21 protein-coding genes are annotated in these 23617 nt (G+C 54.6%); 4 read left to right on the top strand and 17 right to left on the bottom strand.

The genetic code is table 11. From position 1 onward, the window contains the following. Nucleotides 1-121 precede the first annotated feature (121 nt). Nucleotides 122-445 (bottom strand): winged helix-turn-helix transcriptional regulator, encoded by a 324-nt coding sequence (locus tag ACZ481_RS18220; RefSeq protein WP_464766754.1) that lies wholly within the window; start codon nucleotides 443-445, stop codon nucleotides 122-124. A gap of 126 nt (nucleotides 446-571) precedes the next feature. Here ACZ481_RS18220 and ACZ481_RS18225 point away from each other — a divergent pair, with 126 nt between their 5' ends. The 3 genes from ACZ481_RS18225 to ACZ481_RS18235 all read left to right on the top strand — a co-directional run bounded on the left by ACZ481_RS18225 (nucleotide 572) and on the right by ACZ481_RS18235 (nucleotide 4670). After that, entirely contained in the window at nucleotides 572-1249 is a 678-nt protein-coding gene (locus tag ACZ481_RS18225; RefSeq protein WP_464766755.1) for a flavodoxin family protein, read from the top strand. A gap of 339 nt (nucleotides 1250-1588) precedes the next feature. Next, entirely contained in the window at nucleotides 1589-3256 is a 1668-nt protein-coding gene (locus ACZ481_RS18230) for an ATP-binding protein (RefSeq protein WP_464766756.1), read from the top strand. 238 nt (nucleotides 3257-3494) lie between these two features. After that, nucleotides 3495-4670, top strand: coding sequence for a GNAT family N-acyltransferase (locus ACZ481_RS18235; RefSeq protein ID WP_464766757.1), 1176 nt, complete (start codon nucleotides 3495-3497; stop codon nucleotides 4668-4670). Nucleotides 4671-5001: 331 nt separating this feature from the next. Here ACZ481_RS18235 and ACZ481_RS18240 read toward each other — a convergent pair whose 3' ends face one another. Continuing rightward, on the bottom strand, nucleotides 5002-6309 hold the full coding sequence (locus tag ACZ481_RS18240) for an MFS transporter (RefSeq protein ID WP_464766758.1): 1308 nt from the start codon (nucleotides 6307-6309) through the stop codon (nucleotides 5002-5004). Between the two features lie 47 nt (nucleotides 6310-6356). Next, on the bottom strand, nucleotides 6357-7580 hold the full coding sequence (locus ACZ481_RS18245) for a metal-dependent hydrolase family protein (RefSeq protein ID WP_464766759.1): 1224 nt from the start codon (nucleotides 7578-7580) through the stop codon (nucleotides 6357-6359). Nucleotides 7581-7802: 222 nt separating this feature from the next. On the opposite strand from ACZ481_RS18245, the gene ACZ481_RS18250 reads away from it, so the two are divergent. After that, nucleotides 7803-8708, top strand: coding sequence for a LysR substrate-binding domain-containing protein (locus ACZ481_RS18250; RefSeq protein WP_464766760.1), 906 nt, complete (start codon nucleotides 7803-7805; stop codon nucleotides 8706-8708). A 22-nt stretch (nucleotides 8709-8730) separates the two neighbouring features. Here the strand turns inward: ACZ481_RS18250 and ACZ481_RS18255 are convergent, their stop codons facing one another. From ACZ481_RS18255 to ACZ481_RS18320, 14 genes are all read right to left on the bottom strand, one after another. Further along, nucleotides 8731-10482, bottom strand: a complete 1752-nt coding sequence (locus ACZ481_RS18255) for an ABC transporter ATP-binding protein (RefSeq protein WP_464766761.1) — start codon at nucleotides 10480-10482, stop codon at nucleotides 8731-8733. Further along, the gene (locus ACZ481_RS18260; RefSeq protein WP_464766762.1) at nucleotides 10467-12290 is read right to left on the bottom strand and encodes an ABC transporter ATP-binding protein; all 1824 of its coding nucleotides are present in this window, start codon (nucleotides 12288-12290) and stop codon (nucleotides 10467-10469) included. The genes ACZ481_RS18255 and ACZ481_RS18260 overlap by 16 nt, the downstream gene beginning before the upstream one ends. Before the next feature lie 48 nt (nucleotides 12291-12338). Then, nucleotides 12339-14336, bottom strand: coding sequence for a TonB-dependent receptor plug domain-containing protein (locus ACZ481_RS18265; RefSeq protein WP_464766763.1), 1998 nt, complete (start codon nucleotides 14334-14336; stop codon nucleotides 12339-12341). 29 nt (nucleotides 14337-14365) lie between these two features. Continuing rightward, entirely contained in the window at nucleotides 14366-14971 is a 606-nt protein-coding gene (locus ACZ481_RS18270; RefSeq protein ID WP_464766764.1) for an MptD family putative ECF transporter S component, read from the bottom strand. A 1-nt stretch (nucleotide 14972) separates the two neighbouring features. Beyond that, nucleotides 14973-16421: an ABC transporter ATP-binding protein gene (locus ACZ481_RS18275; RefSeq protein WP_464766765.1), complete on the bottom strand. Its 1449-nt coding sequence runs from the start codon at nucleotides 16419-16421 to the stop codon at nucleotides 14973-14975. A 27-nt stretch (nucleotides 16422-16448) separates the two neighbouring features. Further along, nucleotides 16449-17168, bottom strand: a complete 720-nt coding sequence (locus ACZ481_RS18280) for an energy-coupling factor transporter transmembrane component T family protein (RefSeq protein ID WP_464766766.1) — start codon at nucleotides 17166-17168, stop codon at nucleotides 16449-16451. Between the two features lie 196 nt (nucleotides 17169-17364). Next, nucleotides 17365-18375 (bottom strand): helix-turn-helix domain-containing protein, encoded by a 1011-nt coding sequence (locus tag ACZ481_RS18285; protein ID WP_464766767.1) that lies wholly within the window; start codon nucleotides 18373-18375, stop codon nucleotides 17365-17367. Between the two features lie 175 nt (nucleotides 18376-18550). Beyond that, entirely contained in the window at nucleotides 18551-19429 is an 879-nt protein-coding gene (locus ACZ481_RS18290) for an urease accessory protein UreD (RefSeq protein WP_464766768.1), read from the bottom strand. Then, complete coding sequence (ureG, locus tag ACZ481_RS18295) at nucleotides 19429-20040, bottom strand: urease accessory protein UreG (RefSeq protein ID WP_464766769.1); 612 nt, start codon at nucleotides 20038-20040, stop codon at nucleotides 19429-19431. The genes ACZ481_RS18290 and ureG overlap by 1 nt, the downstream gene beginning before the upstream one ends. A gap of 12 nt (nucleotides 20041-20052) precedes the next feature. Next, nucleotides 20053-20691, bottom strand: coding sequence for an urease accessory protein UreF (locus tag ACZ481_RS18300; protein ID WP_464766770.1), 639 nt, complete (start codon nucleotides 20689-20691; stop codon nucleotides 20053-20055). Between the two features lie 35 nt (nucleotides 20692-20726). Beyond that, nucleotides 20727-21158: an urease accessory protein UreE gene (locus ACZ481_RS18305; RefSeq protein ID WP_464766771.1), complete on the bottom strand. Its 432-nt coding sequence runs from the start codon at nucleotides 21156-21158 to the stop codon at nucleotides 20727-20729. 37 nt (nucleotides 21159-21195) lie between these two features. Then, the gene (gene ureC / locus ACZ481_RS18310; RefSeq protein WP_464766772.1) at nucleotides 21196-22902 is read right to left on the bottom strand and encodes an urease subunit alpha; all 1707 of its coding nucleotides are present in this window, start codon (nucleotides 22900-22902) and stop codon (nucleotides 21196-21198) included. Between the two features lie 29 nt (nucleotides 22903-22931). Beyond that, complete coding sequence (locus ACZ481_RS18315; protein ID WP_464766773.1) at nucleotides 22932-23285, bottom strand: urease subunit beta; 354 nt, start codon at nucleotides 23283-23285, stop codon at nucleotides 22932-22934. Beyond that, the gene (locus ACZ481_RS18320) at nucleotides 23282-23605 is read right to left on the bottom strand and encodes an urease subunit gamma (protein WP_464766774.1); all 324 of its coding nucleotides are present in this window, start codon (nucleotides 23603-23605) and stop codon (nucleotides 23282-23284) included. The genes ACZ481_RS18315 and ACZ481_RS18320 overlap by 4 nt, the downstream gene beginning before the upstream one ends. Between the last annotated feature and the right edge of the window lie 12 nt (nucleotides 23606-23617).

A 23617-nucleotide genomic window follows, 5' to 3' on the forward strand; every position in this document is an offset into this window, starting at 1 on the left:
TCAGTAGCTGAATATCACCGCACAGGGGCGTATCGCCACAGGTTGCGCGCATCGGACCTTTGTCACCAATTGATTCAGCCAGGTGAGCGAGGCGGTAAAAACATATCAGCCCAAACCGGTATTATTCCCGGTTCTGCTCGCCCCATTGATACATCAGCTCCAGAATGGGTATCAGGGTTTTCCCCTTTTCCGTCAGCCAATACTCCACCTTGGGAGGAATCTGATTATATTGTTCCCGGTGAATCAGCTTGCTGCTTTCCAGTTCTTTCAACTGCTGGCTCAGGGTTTTGTGGGCAATTGGCTGCAGCCGTGCTTTTAACTGGTTGTAGCGAATAACCCCGGCCGTAAATATTTCCCACAAAATAATCCATTTCCATTTGCCTTCAAGAATTGATAAGGTATAATACATGGAACAGCTGCCGTATTCTTTTTCAAAATCACTCATAAAATACCCCTTTACTTACTTTAAGGTAAGTATATAACAAATATGTTCATACTTAACGCCTGCCTTATAACCATATATAATACATATCAGGAAGTCAAGGCCAAATAGTAAAGGAGGATTTTTTTAATGAAAGTTTTAGCGATCAACGGCAGCCCCAGAAAAGGCTGGAACACGGCAACTCTGTTGAACAAGGCGCTTGCAGGGGCGGCCTCGCAGGGAGCCGCCACTGAACTCATCCACCTGTACGACCTCAGTTATAAGGGGTGTATCAGCTGCTTTGCCTGCAAATTAAAAGGCGGCAAAAGCTATGGCAAATGTGCTTACCAGGATGAACTGACGCCGGTGCTGGCAAAGATCGCCGACGCTGACGCCGTCTTCCTGGGGTCGCCGATTTACCTGGGCAACGTCACCGGCGAGATGCGCTCACTCATGGAGCGCATGGCCTTTCAGTATCTGGTCTATGACAAAAACTACTCATCCCTGCTGGAGAAGAAAAAACCGGTAGGTTTTATTTACACCATGAATATCACCGCTGACATGGTGCACGAATGGGGCTATGATGTTATTCTCCCGACCACGGAACAAGCCTTTGCCCGGACTTTCGGCGCCACCGAGTCCTTGTATGTCACAGATACTTACCAGTTCAACGATTACGACAAGTATGTCGCAACAGCATTTGACGCCGCCGCCAAGGCAAAACGGCGGGAGGAGGTATTCCCTCAGGACTGTGACAAAGCCTTCGCTATGGGTGTCAGGTTCGCAACCAAAACCGTGACCGAGATTGCCGGCGGACAGCCGCTGTAAGTACCGCGCAGCCCCATAATGACTTTACCAACAGGGCAGCAGCCTTGCATAACCCCTATTCTATCGCCAAGTATAAAAAACGTATCAGCCACAAAGCTGATACGTTTTTTATACTAATGGCCTGATTTATTTACCATCACAATTGTCCTGTACTATGCCGGCAAACATATACACTTTACACAATACCGTTTACAACCTGCAGAATAATAGCAACCGCAGTCTAGCGTGTATAATTTCCCCATTACAAAAAATGCTAAATAATCCTAAAGAAGGTAATATGGCGATTATTGTAGAACAAATATTCAAATGCAATAAATTATCTTTCGGCAGGAGTAATTTATGGATTATATTCAATTATCAGTAATTGGATCATCGATTGGCACGATTTCCATAGTTCTTGTTTATATTTATTTGTATGTATTGTATCGCGAACGCTACATGGGTAAATGGGCCCTCAGTTGGCTCATTCTTCTCTCACGGTTTGCGCTTTTCGATTCAGGACTACTCGCTTGGAAACAATCCGACTTAGGCGTGACTACATATCAAATGCTGAATATAATCAGTGCTCTACTGTTTGTATGGGGTACGTGCAACTTTATAAACAAACCTCTTAGTAAAGGATGGTTATATGGAGTTGTCAGCATTTTCATCCTCAATGCTGCGTTAAACGTCCTATGCTCATCCGTGGTTTACAAATTGTTACCCACCCTCTTTGTCTGCTGCGCTGCAATCATATGGATAGGTTTAACTTTTATACGCAACTTGGCACTACCGGGAATTGGCCGCTTAATTACCGGCTATGCGTTCATTCTCTGGAGTTTACTCAGTTTAGCGCTGCCTTTTTCAATTGGCGGATCATGGTTTGCACCTTGGGGTTACTTATTGGGTGGGTTATTGCGCCTGGTCATCGCGATGGGTACATTAATGGTATACTTTGAAAAGACCAGAGCAGATTTGGTAAACAAGGAAACCCAATACCGGCTATTAGCAGAGAATGCCATCGACGTAATCTATCATTATCAATTACTGCCTGAAGTGAAACTTGACTATATAACCCCTTCAGTTTTGTCAGTTACTGGTTACTCCCCTGAGGAATATTACGCTGACAACAAATTAGTGCTCAATTTGATACAGCCTGATGATCGTTGTCTGTTTGACGATTTCATTAATAATCTACCGCACTCGGTTAAATTGCCACTAACATTGCGTCTGATTTGCAAAGATAAAACTACCCTGTGGATCGAACAAAAATGTGTCCCCATTTATGATGCCAAAGGCCAGCTCATAGCACTGGAAGGTATTATTCGCGACATTACAGTGCGCAAAAAGCTGGAACAAATGACCTCAAGGTTTGATAAGATGAATATGGTAGGCAGTATGGCGGCAACGGTCGCGCATGAAATTCGCAATCCGCTGACTACGGTACGCGGTTACCTGCAGGTTCTGGGAAGAAAAGATAAATTTCAAACCGAGCAAGAAAAATTCAAATTAATGATCGAAGAAATAGACAGAGCCAATAACATTATTCGGGAATATCTTTCTTTATCCCAGAAAAAGGCAAGTAATTTTAAAACAGGCTCTTTAAACAAGATTATCCAGGCCTTGCTCCCCTTAATCCAGGCAGATGCGACTACTTCAAAAATATATACCCAGATTGAACTTACCAGTATTCCCGAACTATTGCTCGATGACAATGAAATTCGCCAGCTACTGCTGAATCTGGTACGTAATAGTATTGAAGCAATGCCGGCAGGGGGCAACCTGATTATTCGCACCTTTATGGAAGATAGCAAAGTTGTCTTGTCCATCAGTGACCAGGGTTCTGGCATACCGGCGCATGTACTTGATAAATTAGGTACTCCGTTTTTTACTACCAAAGATACAGGCACAGGTTTAGGGCTTCCAATCTGTTATCAAATAGCCCACAGACACAATGCCGTTATTAAAATCAACACCAGTGATGAAGGAACTACATTCTTGGTTAATTTTACATTGTCAACACCATAAAACTCCAAATCACTCTAGCCCTTTTTCAGTGAGTAAATACTCCTGAAAAAGGGCTTTTTATTTTCCCTCAATAGTATATAAATTTACTTATTACGCCATAATTTAACATTTTTTTACAAGGATTATATAGAATCTCTCCGTATTTCCTAATTAAGGGGGTGGCAGACAATGGAAATGTAAAATATCTATTTGTAAAAAATTCGGCACGTTAATAGCTAGTATAAGGAGAGAGATAAAAATGATAAACAACTATCAAAAAGCAACATCATGCTCGGCAGAAGCTCCAGAAAGCTCTATTCAAATTGGCATAGCCACCACTCCATCTGAAAAAAGAGAAGTATACCATTTGCGTTACAAAATCTATATCGAAGAAATGTCCAAACAGCTTGAAAATGCAGACCATATTAATAAGCTGCTGTATGATGAACTCGATGAATGGACCATTCTGCTCTATGCGAAAATTGGCTCAAAGCTAATTGGTACTGTACGGATCAATATTGGCACTCTTACACAATTTCCACAGGAAATAGCAGACTTTCTGTCTCTGGACGCATTTCAAACTTTTTATCCAAAACAAAGTGATCATAAATTTGCCTTTACCGGAAAATTAATGATTGCACCCGCTTATCGAAGCTCGTCAGCACTTTATCTGCTTATTGTGAAAGGTTACGAGCTTTTCTGCAGTAACCAAATTCAATTCGCCTTTGGCTCTTCTAATTTTCATTTGCTGCGTCTCTATGAGCAGATGGGCTTCCGCCGTTACAACAAGAATTTTGTCGAGTCGGGTTATGGTTTATTGACCCCTTTTATCTTAGTTGTAGATGATATTCAACATTTCCGTGCGGTACGTTCCCCTTTTTTCCGCATCGCACGTAAACGAGAAGCAGTAAATACGCAAGCAGGCGAATGGTTTCATGCCAAATTCACCAAGCATTCACCGATTATCAATAGTCAACTCGTTACAGAAGAAGAGCTATGGTCTGTTTTGTGTAAGCGGTTTGCTTGCCTACCAACTGAAGCCATAGCTATATTGCGCGAATTATCAGTATCAGAGGCAAAAAAGTTTCTCCACTGCTGCAGTTCCTATGTTCATTGTAATGCAGGCGATATAATTACCAACCAAAGTGAAATTAGTTATTCTTATAATATATTAATTTCTGGCAGGCTAAAATCATTAACTTTCCAGCACCCGGTTAAAGAATACACCAAACCAGGACAACACTTTGGCGCAAATGGATTAACCGAACACACTAAGCACACGGAAGATATTGCGGCCCTTGATTCTGCCGAAATATTAGTATTGTCCGGTTTGGCTTTCCAAAGGTTTTTCCACTCGCAGCCGGATATTGCCCACAAGATCGTACAAACGATGAACAGTTTAACCAGGAGAGCACCTCAGCTTAAAATGATGTAACCCGCCCTCCCCCAGAAGCATACGCTGGCGTTACATCGCAATATATACTAATCAGAAGGTATACATAAATCACAGAATCGCGCTTATCAGGCGAGTTCCGGCACTCCAGGGCAAAAGCAGCAAATCTATTATCTATTATAAAGAAGAACTTGAGTACATAGAAGCCCGCAAACGTATGCCTATTTCCGGGGGATTAGAGCAGCGTTCACTGCGCTGCCAAGTCCAGTGCAGCGGTCACCTAAAAAACAAGGAAGCAGCCTTTCCTAATGCACAGGAGGGCTGCTTCCTTGCTCTGCGGACAGCAGTTGCAATAACGACTTTCGTCACACGGTTATGCCAGCTCTTGATTATACGTTTCTTCAGCCAAAAACACTAACACCAGCAAAGTGACCAGCGCACCGGCGATCAAATAGTAGGTCGGAGCCAGATTACTGCCGGTAACCGAGATCAGCCAGGTCGAAACAAAGGGTGCTGTTCCGCCAAAACAGGCCACTGCAATATTATAGCCAATAGCGATTGCACTGCAGCGGATGTGGGTGGGGAAGATCTCGGTCATATAAACCGTAGCACCGCCACACAGCATAGCCTCCAGAACAGCCAGGACAACTAAGCCCAAAAGGAACATAGCCGGGCTTTCCGTGGTACTCATTAAGTAAAATACGGGGTAGCCCAAAACAATTAACCCCAACACAGACCCCAGCATGACCGGTTTTCTGCCTATCCGGTCGGCAAGCATGCCGGTAAAGGGTATCGCCAGCATAAAAACAATAATCAGGAACGTATTAAAGGACAGTCCTACAGATAAGGGAAACTTTAAGACCTTGGAAATGTAGGTCGGCATATAAGCCATGATAATCCAGTACGAAATCGTCCAGCCAATCACAATACCAAAGCTCAGTATCGTTTCCCGTTTATGGTGCTTCAACACCGTCTTAAGCGGGGTCTGCACCAATGTCTGGGCATCCTCACAGCCTTTAAACACCGGCGTTTCATCAATTTTACGCCGTATATACAAACCGTAGAAGGCAATTAAAATTCCACTGAGAAACGGGAGGCGCCAGCCCCAGGCATTCATGTCTTCAGGCGAAAGCAGGGAACTGAGAACAGCGCCTGAGCCGGAGCCGAGCAGCAGCCCCACCGCAATACTAAACTGCGACCAGCTGACAATAAAGCCCCGGTTGTAGGGGGTGGCATATTCAGCGAGAAAGGACATGCAGCTCCCCCATTCGCCGCCGGTCGATATCCCCTGCAGCAACCGGCACACAGCAAGCAAAATGGGGGCCAGGACACCGACCTGGGCATAGGTCGGCAGAATCCCCACAACGAATGTACTCAGCCCCATCAGCATAACCGTCCAGGTCAGCACATTACGCCGGCCCACCCGGTCGGCATAATGGCCGAAGATCAGCCCGCCGATAGGGCGCATGACAAAGCCAACCCCAAAGACAATAAAGGCCAGCATCAACGCTGTCACCGGATCTTGGGAAGCAAAAAACTGGGAAGAAATAATGGAAGCAAAATAACCGTACAGACCATAGTCGAACCATTCCAATGCATTGCCGATGGAGCCGGCAAAAACCGCCTTAAACATACTGGGATTTGCTGCTGCCCCACGCTCCAGTTTACTGGTAGTAATCATAATTTGCTCCTTTCCAAGTGAGTTTTTTTAGCCGGCAGGCCAGGCGACTACAGCATCACCCCGCTTTTAATCACCTGGCGGATACTACTGATACAGCGAATATCTGCCAAAGGATTTTCCTTTACAAGCAAAATGTCAGCCTGTTTCCCGGCCTCAATCGTCCCTATCACCTGGCTCCGGCCTAACGCCGCCGCCGCCGTGAGGGTTGCCGCCCGCAGAATATCAGCCGGGTTCATTCCGTACTGCCCCATCGTGCACATCTCCAGCACTACTGACGGATGTGGTCCGAAATTGGGCGAGCCGGCATCAGTTCCCAGCGCAATGGGAACCCCAAGCTCCATTGCCTGGCGGAAGGTCTCCCGGTGCCAGCCAACCACCGTCCTGGCCTTGTCAACATATTGCTCAGGGATTTGCCCGGCACTCTCGGACAGTTTTTTGTAGACAGCCAGGGTGGGCACAAAATAGGTGTTTTGCGCCTGCATTGCCTGCAGGACATCCATGGTAATATCGGCGCCATGCTCGATGGTATCCACCCCGGCCTCCACCGCATTGGCAATCCCCACCCGTCCGAGGGAGTGGGACGCCACCTTTAACCCCAGCTGGTGCGCCTCGGCCACAATAACCGCCAGCTCCTCCCGGGAATAGACCGACGGGCCGATTTCCTCCGGACCGTAGGCGCCGCCGGTCGAGGCCACCTTGATCACCCCGGCGCCCCGCATTTTCATGTACCGGACAGCTTTAACCAACTCATCCCGCGAATCGGCGATATAACCAAGCTCAGGCACATGACCGCCTGTGGGCTGAATAATCCGCCCGGCGGCAACCACGGTCGGGCCGGTCAGCATGCCGGCCGCAAATACCCTGGCTATATCCACGGCCACGTCATCAACAGACCCGACATCCCGGAGTGTGGTAACCCCCTGGGCCAGCGATTTCCGGGCATTCATTATCCCTCTGGCAAATGCCAGATAGTGTCCGTCTCTGGCCATCGTATACAGTGGGTCGGCACTGCCGTCCCAGACCAGATGGACATGCAGGTCAATCAGGCCTGGCAGCAAATACAGCCCCGCCGCGTCAAAGCTCTCAACCCCTGCCGGTAGCTCCGGGCCGGTAAACACCTCCACAATGCGGTCATCCTGAATACGGACCGCCGCCCCCCTGACAACTTCTCCCTGCGCTATATCTAGCAAGGCAGCGTTTTTGATAATATAGCCGCGTGGTCTCCCGGCAGCAGGCATTCTCTCCTCCGGCAATTGAATCATCTGCATCATCCTCTCTTCCCCGCTCTGGAAACAAGGCAACAAAAAAACTTTTGACCAGTAAAGATCAAAAGTTCAGCGCTGAACAAGTATTTTGTTGCCCCGTTTGACCGTGCTCCGGTAGCCGGGGGTCTTTTTATAAACTTAGTATAAAGCAGCAGGAAATCCATGTCCAATATATAAATAATACGCAAATAATACTTTTAAAATATAAAAATAAAAGGATGGATCGGAATGGAGCTACGGCATCTACACTATTTTATTGCAGTGGCGGAAGAATTGCATTTCAGCCGGGCCGCCAGCCGTTTAAAAATGGCCCAGCCGCCGCTAAGTCAGCAGATTCAAAACCTGGAAGCAGAAATAGGGGCCCCGTTGTTTTACCGCACCAAACGCCAGGTGGCTCTGACAGAAGCAGGCAGGGTCTTTCTGGAAAAAGCCTATCAAATCATTGCCGATGTTCAAAAAGCCTGTGTTGCGGCCCGCAATACGCAGCAGGGAAAACAGGGCTGCTTAATTGTCGGCTTTACCGGCATCGCGACCTTTAATATGCTGCCCCGCCTGATCCCCGCGTACCGGGCCATGTATCCGCTGGTCGAGCTGAACTTGCGCCAGTTGGGCACCACCGAGCAGGCCCGGGCCTTGCTGCAGGAAGAGCTGCAGGTAGGAATACTCTGCCTGCCGGTCATTACCGCCGAATTGAACTTTGAGGTGGTTTACCGGGACACCTTCGTTGTCGCCCTCCCCCAGAATCATCAGCTGGCAGCATGCCAGTCGGTTGATGTCCGGCAGTTGGCGCCGGATTCCTTCATTATGACAACACGGAAGGTCGGGGAAGGGTATCATGACGGCATTATTAATATCTGCCGCCATGCCGGTTTTGAGCCCCGCATATCGCAGGAGGTCCATGAACTGCAAACTTCGGTATCCCTGGTTGCGGCCGGCATGGGCATCGCCCTGCTGCCCGGCTCCATCCAAAAACTAAACATCAAAGGGGTCCTCTACCGGCCGTTAACAAACGCCATTCCGCCGCTGGAAACGGCGATTGCCTGGCATAAAAATGAAAAGTCGCCCCGAGTCGAAAATTTTCTGGCCCTGGCCCGCAGCGTAGCCGCGTCGCTGGCCCCAACCGAATCGCTTTAGCTAGCTGCCAGCAGACAGTCCGCTACACGCAAAGGCTCCATCCCTCCGCCGCCTGCCGGATGGCCAAAAACCGCCTGTACACCCCGTCCTGCCGGCGCAGCTCCGCGTGGGTGCCCTGCTGGACAATGCGGCCGGCCTCCACCACCAGAATCTTATCCGCGTTTTGAATGGTAGCCAGGCGGTGGGCAATAATCAGCATGGTTTTGCCCTGCACCAGGGCACTGAGCGCCTGCTGAATCAGATGCTCGTTCTCCGGGTCCACACTGGCGGTTGCCTCGTCCAAAATAACAATCGGCGCGGCCTTCAGTATGGCCCGGGCAATGGAAATGCGCTGTTTTTCCCCGCCCGAAAGAGTGGAACCGCCGTCGCCGATTACAGTCTCATAGCCGTTGGGCAGCTTGCTAATGAAATCATGGCAGCAGGCCTTGCGGGCCGCCGCCACCACCTCGTCCATGGTTGCCGCCGGCTGGCCGAAGCGGATATTATTCAGCACCGTGTCATGAAACAGGTAGACCTGCTGGAATACCATACTGATATGGGCAAGCAGGCTGTCGCAGGTCATGGTTTTGATATCCACCCCGCCAATCAGCACCCGGCCCTGATTCACATCATAGAAACGGGCGATCAGGCTGCAGATTGTCGATTTGCCGCTGCCCGAGGGACCGACAATGGCCGTCGTTGTGCCGGCCGGGATGGTAAAGGACACATTCTGCAGCACAGGCTGCCGGTCATAGGCGAACGTGACGTCCTCAAACCGGATATCATAGGCCGGCAACGGCCTGTCAACCCCGTCTTTATCAATAAACTCCGCCGTCTCAAGCTCCCCGAGTTTATCGAGGGTGACATCAATGAGTTCCAGCACATGGGCGGCATTGTTCACTGTCTCAATCTGCTTGAAGATCATAAAGGAGAAGATCGCCATCAGCAGCAGCGTCGGCACAGCCATAGATCCTGCCAGCGTCAGCAGGGCCGCGGCCAGGACCACGCCGGTGGCGGCGGCTTTCAGGGACAATAAATGGAGGCAGTTGTAAGGCACGTATTCTTTTTCAATCTTGCAGTTGATTTCCCTGCTCAGCCGGTAGGCATTGCGGATTCCGTCCCGGGCCACACCGTCCTGCTTGAAGGCCTTGACAACCGCCATGCCCCGCAGGTATTCCAGGGTGGCGGCAATCATGCGGTCCTGGGCACTTTGATGGACCGGGGCGTTGGCCTTGCTTTTCCGGCCCAGCAGCCGCAGCGACCAGGCCGAGGCCGCGATGCCGGCCGCCGCCACCAGCGCCACCGGCCAGCTGTACAGGGCCAGGCACAGCACCAGGGTAACCGCGCTGATATAGCCGTTGACAACCACATCCACCATCTTCATGCCAAACAGCTCCAGGAAGGATAAATCGGTTGTCACGGCGGCGGCAATCTCGCCGGCAGTTTTCTTGCTGAAAAAGCCCAGCGACACCCGTTTCAAGAGGGCGCCAATCGCCAGCCGCTGCTCGGCGGCCACTTCATAGCCAATGCTTTCCTGGGCGGAGGCCCACAGATAGGCGAACCAGAACCGCCCGGCCACGGCAGCCAGCATAAACCCCAGCATATACCAGACCCAGGTCCCGTCAATGGCGGCGCGGCCCCTGCTGTCCTCGATAATGAGATTGAGGCCCCAGGCGGCCCCCATAACCGGCAGGGCCGTAAATACCGTATGCAGGAACGAATAGACACAACCGGTATATAAGCGCCTTTGGCGCTGTCCAGACCAGGCGATAATCCGTTTTATTGTCCGCAGCATCGGCTGTCACCTCCTTGTTCGTGCTTGGCCGCCCACCGGCGGGCGCCGGTATGGGCCGCCCACATCGACCGGTAAAGCGGGCAGCCGGCAAGCAGGGCGGCGTGCGGGCCGGTCTGGATAATCCGGCCCTGCTCCAGAACCACGATCTGGTCGGCCCGGGTAATCGTCGACAGCCGGTGGGCGATAACCAGCAGGGTCTTGCCACGGGTCAGGGCGGCCAGGGACTGCTGGAGCTTGTCCTCGTTTTCCGGATCGGTAAAGGCCGTGGCTTCATCCAGAATGACCACCGGCGCAGCTTTTAAGATAGCTCTGGCAATCGCGATCCGTTGCTTTTCCCCGCCGGACAGCCTGCTGCCCGCTTCGCCGGCGCCGGTATCGTACCCTTCAGGCAGCCTGCGGATAAACCCGTCGCAGCAGGCTGCCCGGGCGGCGGCCACAACCGCCTCGTCCGACGCCCAGGGATTGCCCAGGCGGATGTTTTCCTTAAGGGAGCAGTTAAACAGGAAATTATCCTGGGTTACAAAACTGACCGTGTCGGCCAGTTGGGACAGAGGCAGATCCTTAATATCCACCCCGCCGATGCGGATTGCGCCGCTCCCCACATCCCAAAAACGGGCGATCAGCCTGGCAACCGTCGATTTGCCGCTGCCCGACGGCCCCACCAGCGCCGTAAAGCTGCCCTGGGGCAGGCGCAGCGTCAGGCCGTCAAGCACCTGCCGGCCCCCGGCCGGCCCCGGGGCCGCCGCGTCATAGGCAAAAGACACCCGGTCCAGTGCAATGTCATAGGCTGCCAGCGCCACCGGCGCCGCCGCAACCGGCAGTACCGGCAGGTTTAAAAAATCAGCCGCGTCTTTCACCGCGTATTCGATGGCCTTGGCATCATTGACAAACACCGTAAAGCTGGTCAGGGGCGCAACCAGCCCCAGGGACAGGATCAGGCACATCGTAAGCTCGGCCGGCTGCAGCGTGCCGTTAAGATACAAATACATCCCGGCCGGCATGGCGCCCAGCAGGGTGGACGGCAGCACCGCGCTCCCCAGGTTCATGGCTTTCCAGGTACTCCGGAACCAGGCCAGGGTATACTCCTTAAACTGCCCAACGGCGCGCTCATACCGTTCATAGGAGGCGGCCGACTGGTTAAAAGCCTTGATCACCTCGATCCCTTCAATATATTCGACAATCACACTATTGACATAATTGCCGGCGGCCATATATTCAGCATACTTTTTGTCAAAGGCCTGCAGCAGCACCGCATAGATGGCGGCAGCTGCCGGTATCGTCAGCGTAGCCGCCAGGGCCATCCGCCAGTCGATGGCCAGCAAACAGGCAAATATCGCCAGCGGCAGCAGCAGATTGGCCGTGCCCTCCGGGATGAGATGGGCCAGGGGAACCTCCACGCTTTCCACCTTGTCGACAATCACACTTTTCATTTTTCCCGCCGGCTGGTTCAGCACCGTTCCCAGCGGCGCCTGCAGCAGCCGGTCGGCGATGCGCAGGCGCATATTCTCCAGGATGCTGTAGGCGGAAAAATGGGCCAGCATCGTCGACAAGGCATAAAATCCGAGCTGGATTAGATGTCCGCCCAGACTCAGGGCTGACCAGAACAGGACGGCCCTGACACTTGCCTGCCCGGCCAGAGACAGGCTGATAATCTGATAAACCCCCAGATACGGCACCATGCTGCCGGCCACACTGACCACTGCGCACAGTATTGCCAGCAGCAGCTGCGGCCGGCAGCCGGCGGCGAAGAGCCACACGGTTTTCAGCCAGTGATTTCCTTCCATCAGTACTTCCACCTTTCTCCCCAAAGAGCAATCAGCAGAAAAGCCGCAGCCTCCTGCTGATTGCTGCGCCGGCTACAGGCGCTGGTCAATACCAAAGACAACCTGTCTGCCCGGCATCGGATACAATCCGGTCAAATCGCTGGCATCCCCCTTGTAGGAGCCGTGCAGTTCATAGGCTTCGTCCGTCAGGTTGTATACCTTCAGGTACAGGCGGGTGGCCGGGTTGGGCTTGTAATTTACCCCCAGGTCGATCACCCGGTAATCTGAGGCAGTGAAGGCCTGGCGGCTGCGCCCGGTTGCGCCCCGGAGCGAAAAGTCGGCGTCCCATTTGTCCTGTCCGTACTGCAGTCCCAGCCGGTAGCCATGGGGTTCGTTATTGTTATACTCTTCCCGCTTGGTAGCCCCCTCTTCCTCCACTTTCACATAAGAATAGCCGGCCGTTACCTGCCATTGCGGCGATAACCGGTGTTTCAGGCTCAGGTCTAGCCCCTTGCGTTTCAGTTCATTGACATTTTGCCATTGATACTTGTTCGTGCCAACTACAATAAAATCCAACGCATCGTCAAGGCGACTGCTGAACAGGCTGGCCTGAAGCTCGGTCCCCCCGGCCAGCCGGGTATTCAGCCCCAGTGTGATGACATCGCCGGTTTCGGGCTTAAGGTTTAGATTGGGGACCATAAAGCCGCCGCCGTAGACATCGGCGATAAACGGCGTCTTGAAAATCTGGCCCCACGACGCGTAAAGGTTGGTAGCTGCGTTAAGTTCGCGGTTGGCCGTAACGCGGGACGTGGTCTTATCGCCGAACAGCGTGTAATCGTCATAGCGCACCCCGGCCGTCAGCGACCAGTCCTGCGGCAGGCGCCAGTTATTTTCCAGAAAGAAGGCCCGGTTGCTTAGCTTTTTATCGCGGTAATTATAGCCATCCACGTGTATATTGTACATCGGAATGTCAATATCATACTCTTTGGAATCGGCCGTGACCTGGCGCCACGAGGCACCTCCCAGCAGGGTGTAGGTGTCGCTAAAGCGCCAGGTCTGCTGCCACTCGGCGCCGTCGGCCTGATTGGTATAGGACAGGCCGTTGAAATAATAATCAGGGTAGTACATATTCATATGGTTGTTATAATCATAGGTCATATAATTACGGTACAACCGGATAAAATTATTGACTTTTTCCCCTTGACCCCAATTGTAAGTCAAGGAAATATTATTTTCGACGTAAGTTTGGTATATATTAGCAAAATAATTCGTATCACCACCGGAATCGGCATAGACATTGTAATCGGGCATAACGTTAAAGCCTTTCCGCCCGTCGGTATGGTCGACCGTCAGCGTCAGCAACCGGTCGGCGCCGAAATCCCTGTCCAGGCGGAGGTTGATTTTGTCCTGGTCCAGGGCCGTATTGACGGCCTGTTCGTCTTTTTTGCCGCTGTAGCCGCTGTGATAGCGGTAGTCGTCCTGGCGTTCCCGTTCCCAATTGAGGCGGAAACTGATATCGCCGCTGCTATCCTCAGTAGTCAGCTTATAGCGGCGCAGCCCCCAGCTGCCGGCTTCCGCCGTATAGCGGGTGGACGGTCCGGAGCTTTTGCGCGTGATGATGTTGATGACGCCGCCTACCGCGTCGCTGCCATACAGGGCCGAGGCAGGCCCCCGGACAATCTCGATCCGTTCAATGCTGTCCACAGCCGGCAGATTGTCCATATTGGCGCCCGACTGGCCCATGTGCATACCGCCGCCCTTCCAGTTGACCTCGCGCCCGTCAACCAGGACCAGCACGCGCACGTCGCCATTGATGGTTGGGACACTGGCGGTACGGTCATTCTGGATCGTTACGGTAGTATTTTTCAGGGCATCAGGCACGCTGACCGCCCCGCTTCTTGCCAATTCCTCCCGGGTAATCACCGTTATGCTGGCGCCTGTTTCCGTCTTTTTCACCGGCATCCGGCTGGCCGTCACCACATATTCATCCAGGCTGAATTCCTGCTCCTCCGCCAGCGCCGCCGGCCCGGCCAGCAGCACGGCGCCGCTCAGCAGGACACCGGCCAGGCCTAGTCTTTGTCTTTTTGACACCTAATCACCCTCCTTCGTTAGCTAACCGGTCACACAATCCCGGCTTTTTCAAAATGAGCCCGCAACAGCCGCCGGCCCCAAAAACTGCCCCCATAGGCGGCAAATACCGTAAGCACGCAGATCAGGGCAAACAGCGGCGGGTTCATCAACTCCAGGCACTGCTGCAATATCGACAGCTGCTCGGCGCCATGAGCGGCCTCCTGGGCCAGATAGGCCTCTTTCATAAAGGTCAGCGGCAGGCTTTCCCCGACGGCAAACCCCAGCATATAGCAGGCAAAGCCGCTGGCGGCGGCAATGAACCGCTGCCGGCCCAGCCGGCTGAATACCAGCTCGCCCAGCACGCCCCCCAGAAAAATGCTCAGGCCAAACACCCCGGCCGGCGCCATGGTGAACATGACCAGGCCCAGCAGGGCGCCGCTGATGACAAATACCCCCGGCAGCGGCGCTTTCGCCAGCATCAGCATAAAGATAATCCCCCCCGGGATGGACAGGATCACCGGCATAAAGATCAGTACCGGCGGAATAAGCCCGATCGTGAACCCCAGCGACATAAAGATACCAATAATCAGGGCATTGAAAATGCCGATCGTAATTAAAGAGCGCACCGTCTGCGCCGTATCGTCCCGGTCCGCCACACTACTCCCCTCCTTCCGTCAACCGGCCGTCTGCCGTCAGGCAGAGCAGCCGGTCACAGGTGTTGGCCGCAAATTCCCGGTCATGGGTTATGACAAAAACGCAGCGGCCCGCCTGCGCCAGCTGCCGCAACAGGCGGCTGACCTTTTCCATGCCCGCCCCGTCCAGGCCGCTGGTGGGTTCATCAAAAAACAACAGCTTGGCGTCGCGCATACAGGCCAGCGCCACCGCCAGCCGCTGCTTCTGGCCGCCGGAAAGGGCGGCAGGATGCCGATCCCGGCAGGCTTCGAGCTGAAAATACCGCAGGTATTCCCCGGCCCGGGCCTGCACCGCCGGTGTCGCCGGACAGCCCAGCAGCAGTTCCTCCCGGACGCTGGCGGCAAACAATTGATAATCGACATCCTGCATAACATAAAACGACTGCCGCCGCCGCTGGCCGGCGCCGGCCGGCCGGCCCGCAAGCCGGATCTCGCCGCCGGTCTGCTTTTCCAGCCCCATCAGCACCCGCAGCAGGGTGCTCTTGCCGGCGCCGTTGGCCCCCATAATGCCGGTAATCTCGCCGGCATACGCAGCCAGGGACAGATTCTCCCACACCGGCCGGCCCCGCGTATAGGCAAAGGCCAGCTGCCGCGCCTCCAGCAAGGGAACCTGCCCCGGCCGTTGCCGGCAAACAGCCGCCGGCGGCGCCGCCCCGTCAGAATAACGCAGCCCCTGTTCCCGGAACCAGCCGGCCGGTTTGGCAAAAAAATCCGCCGCCCTAAAGTCCCCGGCCGCCTGCGCATCCGCCAGCAGGACCACCCGGTCCGCCAGGCCCCGCAAATAGGCCAGGCGGTGCTCGGCGATAATAACGGTACGGCCTTCGCCCTTGAGCGTTTTCAATAGTCTCAGCAGCTGGGCCACCCCTTGTTCATCCAGATTGGCCGAAGGCTCGTCCAAAACATAGATTTCCGGTTCCAGGGTATAGGCGGAGGCGATCGCCACTTTTTGTTTTTCCCCGCTGGACAGGGCAAACAGAGATTTCTCCCTGAGCGCAGCCAGGTCCAGGTTTTCTATCGTTTTTTGCAGCCGGGCCCGGATAACCGGTCCCGGCAGGCCGAGATTCTCACTGGCAAACGCCAGCTCACTCAGCACATGGAGGGTGAAGAACTGGGAGCGGGGGTCCTGAAAAACAGACCCTACCTTGCGGGCCAGCTCCCGCAAGGAGGCCTGACCGGCGTCAAGGCCGCCCACAAAAACCCCGCCGGTGACCTGCGCGTCATAAAATTTCGGCATGAGTCCGTTGATCAAACGGGTCACCGTTGTTTTGCCGCAGCCGCTCCTGCCTGTCAGCAGGACAAACTCGCCCTGCCGTACGTCCAGGCTGAAACTGCGCAGGCTCGCCTGCCGGCTGTGGCGGTAGACTGCCGTTACCTGGTTGAACTGAATCACGGTTGGTTTTCCCTGTGTCTTCACGCTTGTTATCCATTCCTTTACTGTTCCTTACCCGTCCCCGTGCAGCAGGACGAAGGCCGCCGCGACCAGGGCGATAGCCAGGCAGCAGACGGCATCCTGCCGCGCAAACCGGACCCCGGTGCAGGACGTCCGGGGCTGAACGGCGTCAATCCCTTTGCATAAAGCCGCTGCCGCCAGTTCATCGGCCAGCTTGCCGCTGCGGATCAGCAGCGGGATCATGAAGGTTTCCACCGTTGTGACCGGCTGCAGCACCAGGGCCGCCGGCGAGGGATTCAGCCCCCGCAGCCGCAGGCTGTCCCGGATATAGGCAATCTCCTGCCGCAGCGTCGGCAGGTAGCGGTAAACAACCGCCAGGGGAATGATCAGCAGCTTCGGCACCCGCAGCTGCTCCAGGGCAATCAGCAATTCATTCAGGGCTGTTTTTTTCAGCATCAGGCTGTAGGCCATATACACCGGCAGCAACCGGAAAAACAGCAGAATCAGCATGCCGGCCACCATGTTGACAAACGGTACGGGCAGCAGCCGCAGCAACTCCTGCAAGCCCAGCAGGACCAGGTAAACAGCGGCAAAACGCAGCGCCGTCCGTCCCATTTGCTGAACCGCCATCAATGCGGCCAGCAGCAAAAACAGGCAGAAAAGCTCGCCCCGGCTCCCGCACACATAGGTTAGCCAGGAAACCGTGACAACCAGCAACAGCCACACCCGCGGGTCCGGCTTGGCCGCCTTCAACCAGGAGCCTCCAGCCATCAAATCCCTCCTTACCTTGTCCACTATATGATAATGATTATTTATATCATTTATTAGTCTACTAAACCGGACCGCCGGCCTCTACCTGTATCCGGATTTTAACAACAGTATCGGGATTTTTTCTCGCCCGCCGTCCGGGACCGCAAACAACAAACCGGCTGCATCCTAATGGATGCAGCCGGTCAGCAGCCGGGGCTTATTCTCTTTGGGCCTGATACTCGCGCGGGCTGACACCATTTTTCTTCCGGAAGGCCAGGGCAAAGTAACTGGCGTTCGCATAGCCGATGTGCGAAGCCACCTCGCCGATGTTGAGCCTTTTTTCGGCCAATAGCCGGACAGCCAGTTCCAGCCGCTTGTCGACAACATAGCTGTGGACCGTCTGGCCGAATACCTGTTTAAAGCCGTTTTTCAATTTAAACTCATTCAGACAGACCATTCTGGCCAGACCGGCCAGCGTCGGCGGCGTGATAAAATTCTGATCCAGCAGCTGCCGGGCCTGCTGCAGGCTGGCGATATCCTGCCGGGAAAGCCGGAGCGGCCCGTCGGGGAGAACAGCCTGCCGGTAAACCGTTTCATTGAAATAAACAGCCAGCAATTCCAGCAGCTTTCCTTCTATGTACAAATCCCGTACCGGGACGGGATACGGGCAGTCGGTCAGTTGCTGCAAAATATGCCTCAGGCCCGGGGTCAGCCGGTGGGTGGAGAAAAAGCGGTCGCCGGCCGGAAAACAGGGCAGCAGGGCCTGCAGGCTGCTCCCCACCCCCTGCATTTGCTCAGGATAAATTTCCACCGTAATGATCCGGTTATATACACCGGACTGAAACCGGACCTGCCGCAGCTCAGCCGCGCGGAACGCCAAAAAGTTGGCGTCATCCACGGCCAGTCCGTTTTCCTCCAGGGCAAACTGCCCGGCCAGGCAGAAATACAGGACAATATGCGGTATCGCAAAGCGGGCGCCGCCGGCAATGCTGTCGCCAAAGGTCAGCTCCGTGTCCCGGACGCGGGCAAAGGGGCCGCTGAATAAATGCCGCACACTGGCCCGGCCAAAGCGCTCACCGGCCCCGGCCACAACCCGGTCCGGGGTTGAATACATCACATAAGGCCGGTTGTTATGCACCAGCCAGTGTTCCTCACCGGCCGGGGCCGCTTGTTCTGCCGCTTCCCATCCATTCATGGCAATCTCCCTCATCTCCGGGTTAATCTGCATAGCCGGCCCCACAAATGACACCGGTTATCAGGACAGCAATACCCGCAGTAATTAATTGATTATCATTATCAATTATATCATGAGCAAACGCCATATACAAGCTGTCCCTGAGCAAACCGCCGCCCCCAGCCAGACACGAGTCACCCCTGCCCGGCGGGCCCCGCTAGAGTAAGCTTCAGTACTTTCGCCACGGCCAGGCCGGTTGGTTAAATAACCGGTTACGGAAAAACTGCCACAGTTCTTTGAAGGCGGCCTGAATATTGTCCGCACTGGGCCCTAAAGCCCGGAAACAATAGGCCTGGCTGGTAAGTTTAGTACCGGCCAGCAGTACACTGTACCTGCCGGCCAGCTGCTCAAGATAACCGGCTTCAACTTCCGTATTGCGCTGCAGCGCCTGGCCTATTGCCTGTTCGGCATTAGGGTCAATGACCCAAAAGGTACCGGTATGCGTATAGCCATGCAGCAGGCCAAGCGGCTTGGGCCAGGACTGCAGCCCGACCGGAATTGTTGCCGGCGCAAGTGCAAACCGGTCGCTGCCGATTAACTCCCGGTCAATATAGACATTGGTCTGCTGATCCAGTTTATGATAGGCAAAAAGCTCCTGCCGGGCGACCCGGCCGGGGGCGTTAATTTCCCAAAACAGGACCGTGGCCGGGCTTGCAACCAGGAGGTTGGTTCTGCTGAACAAACAACTGTCCGCAAAGGGAATGACCACCTCCGGCAGATACTCCAGCCGGGCCCCGGCCTCGACGCGGAGGGTCGTAAACTGCCGGGAAAAGTTGCGCCGGGGGGAGCGAAAAACCTTGGTGGCCCCCTGGCCCAGGACGACAGCCCGGGCCCCGGCTTTAACACATAGATAAACACGATGCTGGTCTCCCTGGAGAAGACCGGCAGCAGGATTCATAATGAAAAAACTTACCGTCTGGGGACTGACAGGATACAGCGGGCTGGAGACACGCAGCGGCATCCGCTGCCGCAGGGAACTAAGCACGCTGCGCCCGTTTACCAAAGCTACCTCGGCCTGAATAACGCCCTGTTTTAACCTGGCCAGCATCAGACAATATCCGCCATAATGACATTATGCCGCAGCCAGGCCAACACTTCAGCCAGGCCTTCTTCGGTCTTTAGGTTTGTAAACAGAAACGGTCTCTCGCCGCGCATGCGGCGGGAATCGGCGGCCATAACCTCCAGACTGGCACCAACATACGGGGCCAAATCAATTTTATTAATAATCAGCAGGTCCGAGCGGGTAATGCCCGGGCCGCCTTTGCGGGGAATCTTCTCCCCCTGCGCTACATCAATAATGTAGATGGCCACATCCACCAGCTCCGGACTAAAGGTTGCCGCCAGATTGTCACCGCCGCTTTCCACAAAAATAAGCTCCAGGTCGGGGTAGCGCTCCAGTAAAGCTTCGATGGCCTCCAGATTCATGGACGCATCTTCCCGGATGGCCGTGTGGGGGCAGCCCCCTGTCTCGACCCCAATAATCCGGTCAGGGGGCAAAATGCCGTTGCGGCAGAGAAACAGGGCATCTTCTTTGGTAAAAATATCGTTGGTGATAACCGCTAAGCTGAATTCCGCCGCCAGGTACCGGGTTAACTTTTCCACCAGAGCCGTTTTTCCCGAACCTACCGGTCCGCCTACGCCAATGCGAATGGGCTTCATTTCCATGGCCTCCTATGACATAAAGATTCGTGAGTATAAGCCTTCATGCGCCATACCGGCCCAGTCCAGGGCCGGGGCGCTCCCGCCCCATTCCGGTTCTGCCGCCGTTAAAGCCCAGTTAATACACAGCTCGGCCAGCGGCTGGAGCCGGGCTATGACTTGCTGGCCATCAGTCTGCCCCAGCGGAATGGCCCGTACGCCATTGGCCACCAACGACACAACGGCTGCATGGGCATAGGCAGCCAGCAGCGGCTCCAGCTCGCCGGCCAGCGCCCCATACTGGCCAAAGACAATGGCATGATGGCACCAGGGCAACCGGCCGGCCGGCTGATACGCCGGGTCGATTTCACCTAACAGCCGGCTTAGGCGCTTACCCATTTTTACACTGCCCTCCCGGCTTTCAGCAGGCAGCTTCATGGCATGCAGCCGTTTATCCAGCACTATCAGCTTATTCATATTCAGCGTCCGGGCGGCCTGCCAGGCAAGCCGGACCGCCAACAAATCAGTAACGCGCCAGGTATAGTAGAGATAGGTTTTCATATAGCTGGTCAAGTGGTGGCTGTTAGTAATATCGCCACGTTGAATAAATGTTTCCAGCCCGAAGGACTGCGTAAAACTGCCTGCGGGAAAAGCCGAATCGGCGAGCTGCATCAGCCTTAGTCTGGCCTGTAATGGCTGCCGGCTGCTCATGGGTTAAACGGCCGATTTTCCACCTGGGTTGCCAAACCCAGCTTCTGCAGTTGAGCCGCTAACACAGGATTATACGGTGTGATAATTGTGTCTGCCGTTATCTCGACCGGCGCATGCATGTTGCCGATGGCATGCGCCGCCAGGCCCATATTGCGCATAGTGCCGACAGCCACAACCAAAACAGCTTCGGCTTTGACTGCCACAACGATTACATGGTTACCCTCGCGATGCAGAATATCGCCGGGATGTAAATGTCCGTTCTCAAGCTGGATACCGATTTCCCGGCCGCCATCGGTGGTTTTACGCAAAATCCGTTTAGGCAGCTCATCCCAGGACAACAGCACCCTTTCGATAGTAAGGTTCGTATTGCCCTGCTGGTGGTCCAAATTCAACTCGGCCAGCTTGCCCACAACCTGATGAATAATCATAGCGACTTACTCCTTGTTCCCTTAGCTTCAATATTAATTAAAACAGGAAATACCGCTGCGCCAAAGGCAATTCGGCCAGGGGTTCACAGACCAGCGCCTCGCCGTCAGCGGTAACCTGATAGGTTTCCGGATCAACGGCAATAGCCGGGGTGGCAAAGTTATGCTGCATATCCTGTTTGCCAATAGTGCGGCAGTTGCGGACAGGCACCAGCTGTTTCTGCAGCCGGAGCCGGTCTGCCAGCTGGGCGGCAGCCGCGGCCTGCGAAATAAAAGTAACTGCACAACTGGCAATAGCCTGGCCAAAAGCAGCAAACATCGGGCGCTGAATGACCGGCTGGGGGGTGGGAATCGAAGCGTTGGCATCCCCCATGGCCGCCTGCATGATCAAGCCGCCCTTAATAACCAGGGCCGGCTTCACCCCGAAGAACTTCGGCTGCCACAATACCAGGTCTGCCAGTTTTCCGGGCTCTACCGACCCGACCAGCTGGCTGATACCGTGGGTTATGGCGGGATTAACGGTATATTTGCTGATATACCGTTTAATACGGTTGTTATCCTTATGCAAACCGTCGCCTGCCAACGCGCCCCGCTGCAGCTTCATCTTATGGGCTGTCTGCCAGGTCCGGATGATAACCTCACCGACCCGCCCCATGGCCTGGGAATCGGAAGACATCATGGCAATCACCCCCAGGTCGTGCAGGATATCTTCGGCGGCAATGGTTTCCGGGCGAATGCGCGAATCGGCGAAAGCAACGTCTTCCGGGACATTGCGGTCCAGATGGTGGCAGACCATCAGCATATCCAGGTGTTCTTCCAGGGTATTCACGGTAAACGGCCGGGTAGGATTGGTGGAAGACGGCAGGACGTTCGGCAGTGCAGCTACCTTAATAATATCCGGCGCATGGCCGCCGCCGGCGCCCTCGGTATGGAAGGTATGGATCGTCCGGCCGGCAATGGCGGCAATCGTATCTTCGACAAAGCCGGCTTCATTGAGCGTGTCGGTATGAATGGCAACCTGAACATCAAACTCATCCGCCACCGTAAGACAACAGTCGATGGCGGCCGGCGTAGACCCCCAGTCTTCGTGCAATTTGAGCCCGATTGCCCCGGCTTTAACCTGGGCGGCTAAGGCCTCAGGCCGCGAATTGTTGCCTTTGCCAAAAAAGCCAATATTGACGGGAAAAGCTTCTGCCGCCTGCAGCATGCGGTACATATTCCATTCACCGGGTGTGCAGGTGGTGGCATTGGTGCCGGCGGCCGGACCGGTACCGCCGCCCAGCATAGTTGTAATGCCGGCGGCAATGGCGGCTTCGATTTGCTGGGGGCAAATGAAGTGAATGTGCGAGTCGATGCCGCCGGCGGTAACAATGTAATTCTCCCCGGCAATCACCTCGGTGCCGGCGCCGATGGGCAGGTTGACGCCCGCCATGGTCTTCGGGTTGCCGGCTTGACCGAGCCCGCAAATGCGGCCGTCTTTAATGCCGATATCGGCCTTGATAATCCCCCAGTGATCAATAATCACCGCGTTGGTGATCACCAGGTCCATGGCGGCGGCAAGCGCCTCCGGGTCCTGGCCCATACCGTCGCGGATAACCTTGCCGCCACCAAATTTGGCTTCATCGCCCGGTTTTGTCAGGTCTTGTTCAATTTCAGCCCATAGCTCCGTATCGGCCAGCCTGATTTTATCGCCGGTGGTCGGTCCGTACATATCGGCATGCTGCCGTCTGGTCATGGTTAAACTCACGCTAGTCCCCCCTTAGCTCTTGGCACAAGCTATTTTATAAAGCCCTTGTCTCTGGCCCGGTTAAGGCATTGCTGCCTGTCGGTCGAACCGGCGGTTAAGTTATTGGCCCCGTGCCAGGGACCGGGGCCGGAAAACCTGACAAGCGCAATGGTGCGGCTCTCGCCCGGCTCGAAGCGTACAGCCGTTCCCGCCGGAATATTCAGGCGCATCCCCCAGGCCCGGGTCCGGTCAAAGGCCAGGTACCGGTTGACCTCAAAAAAATGAAAGTGCGAGCCGACCTGGATGGGCCGGTCACCGGTGTTTTCCACGGTAATGTCGGCAATCTCCAGCTTGCAGTTGGCGCTAATATCCTCAGTGGCCAATATCAGTTCACCCGGTATCATAATGCAGTCCCCCTGGCCAGACGTATTGGCTGATGCACGGTAACCAGCTTGGTGCCATCGGGAAAAGTTCCCTCGACCTGAATCTCAGTAATCATCGCCGGCACACCTTCCATAACCTGCTCATACCCCAGAATGGCCGTTCCCCTTGTCATCAGCTCGGCCACACTATAACCATCGCGAATGCGCTCCAGCAATTCGGCCGTTATCAAGGCTACCGCCTCAGGATAATTGAGCTGCAGGCCCCGGTTCAGCCGTTCCCGCGCCACCTGCCCGGCAACATATATGAATAGCTTGTCTTTTTCCATCGGACTCAGATGCATTGTCTAACCCCC

It is taken from the genome of Sporomusa intestinalis, from assembly GCF_055383785.1.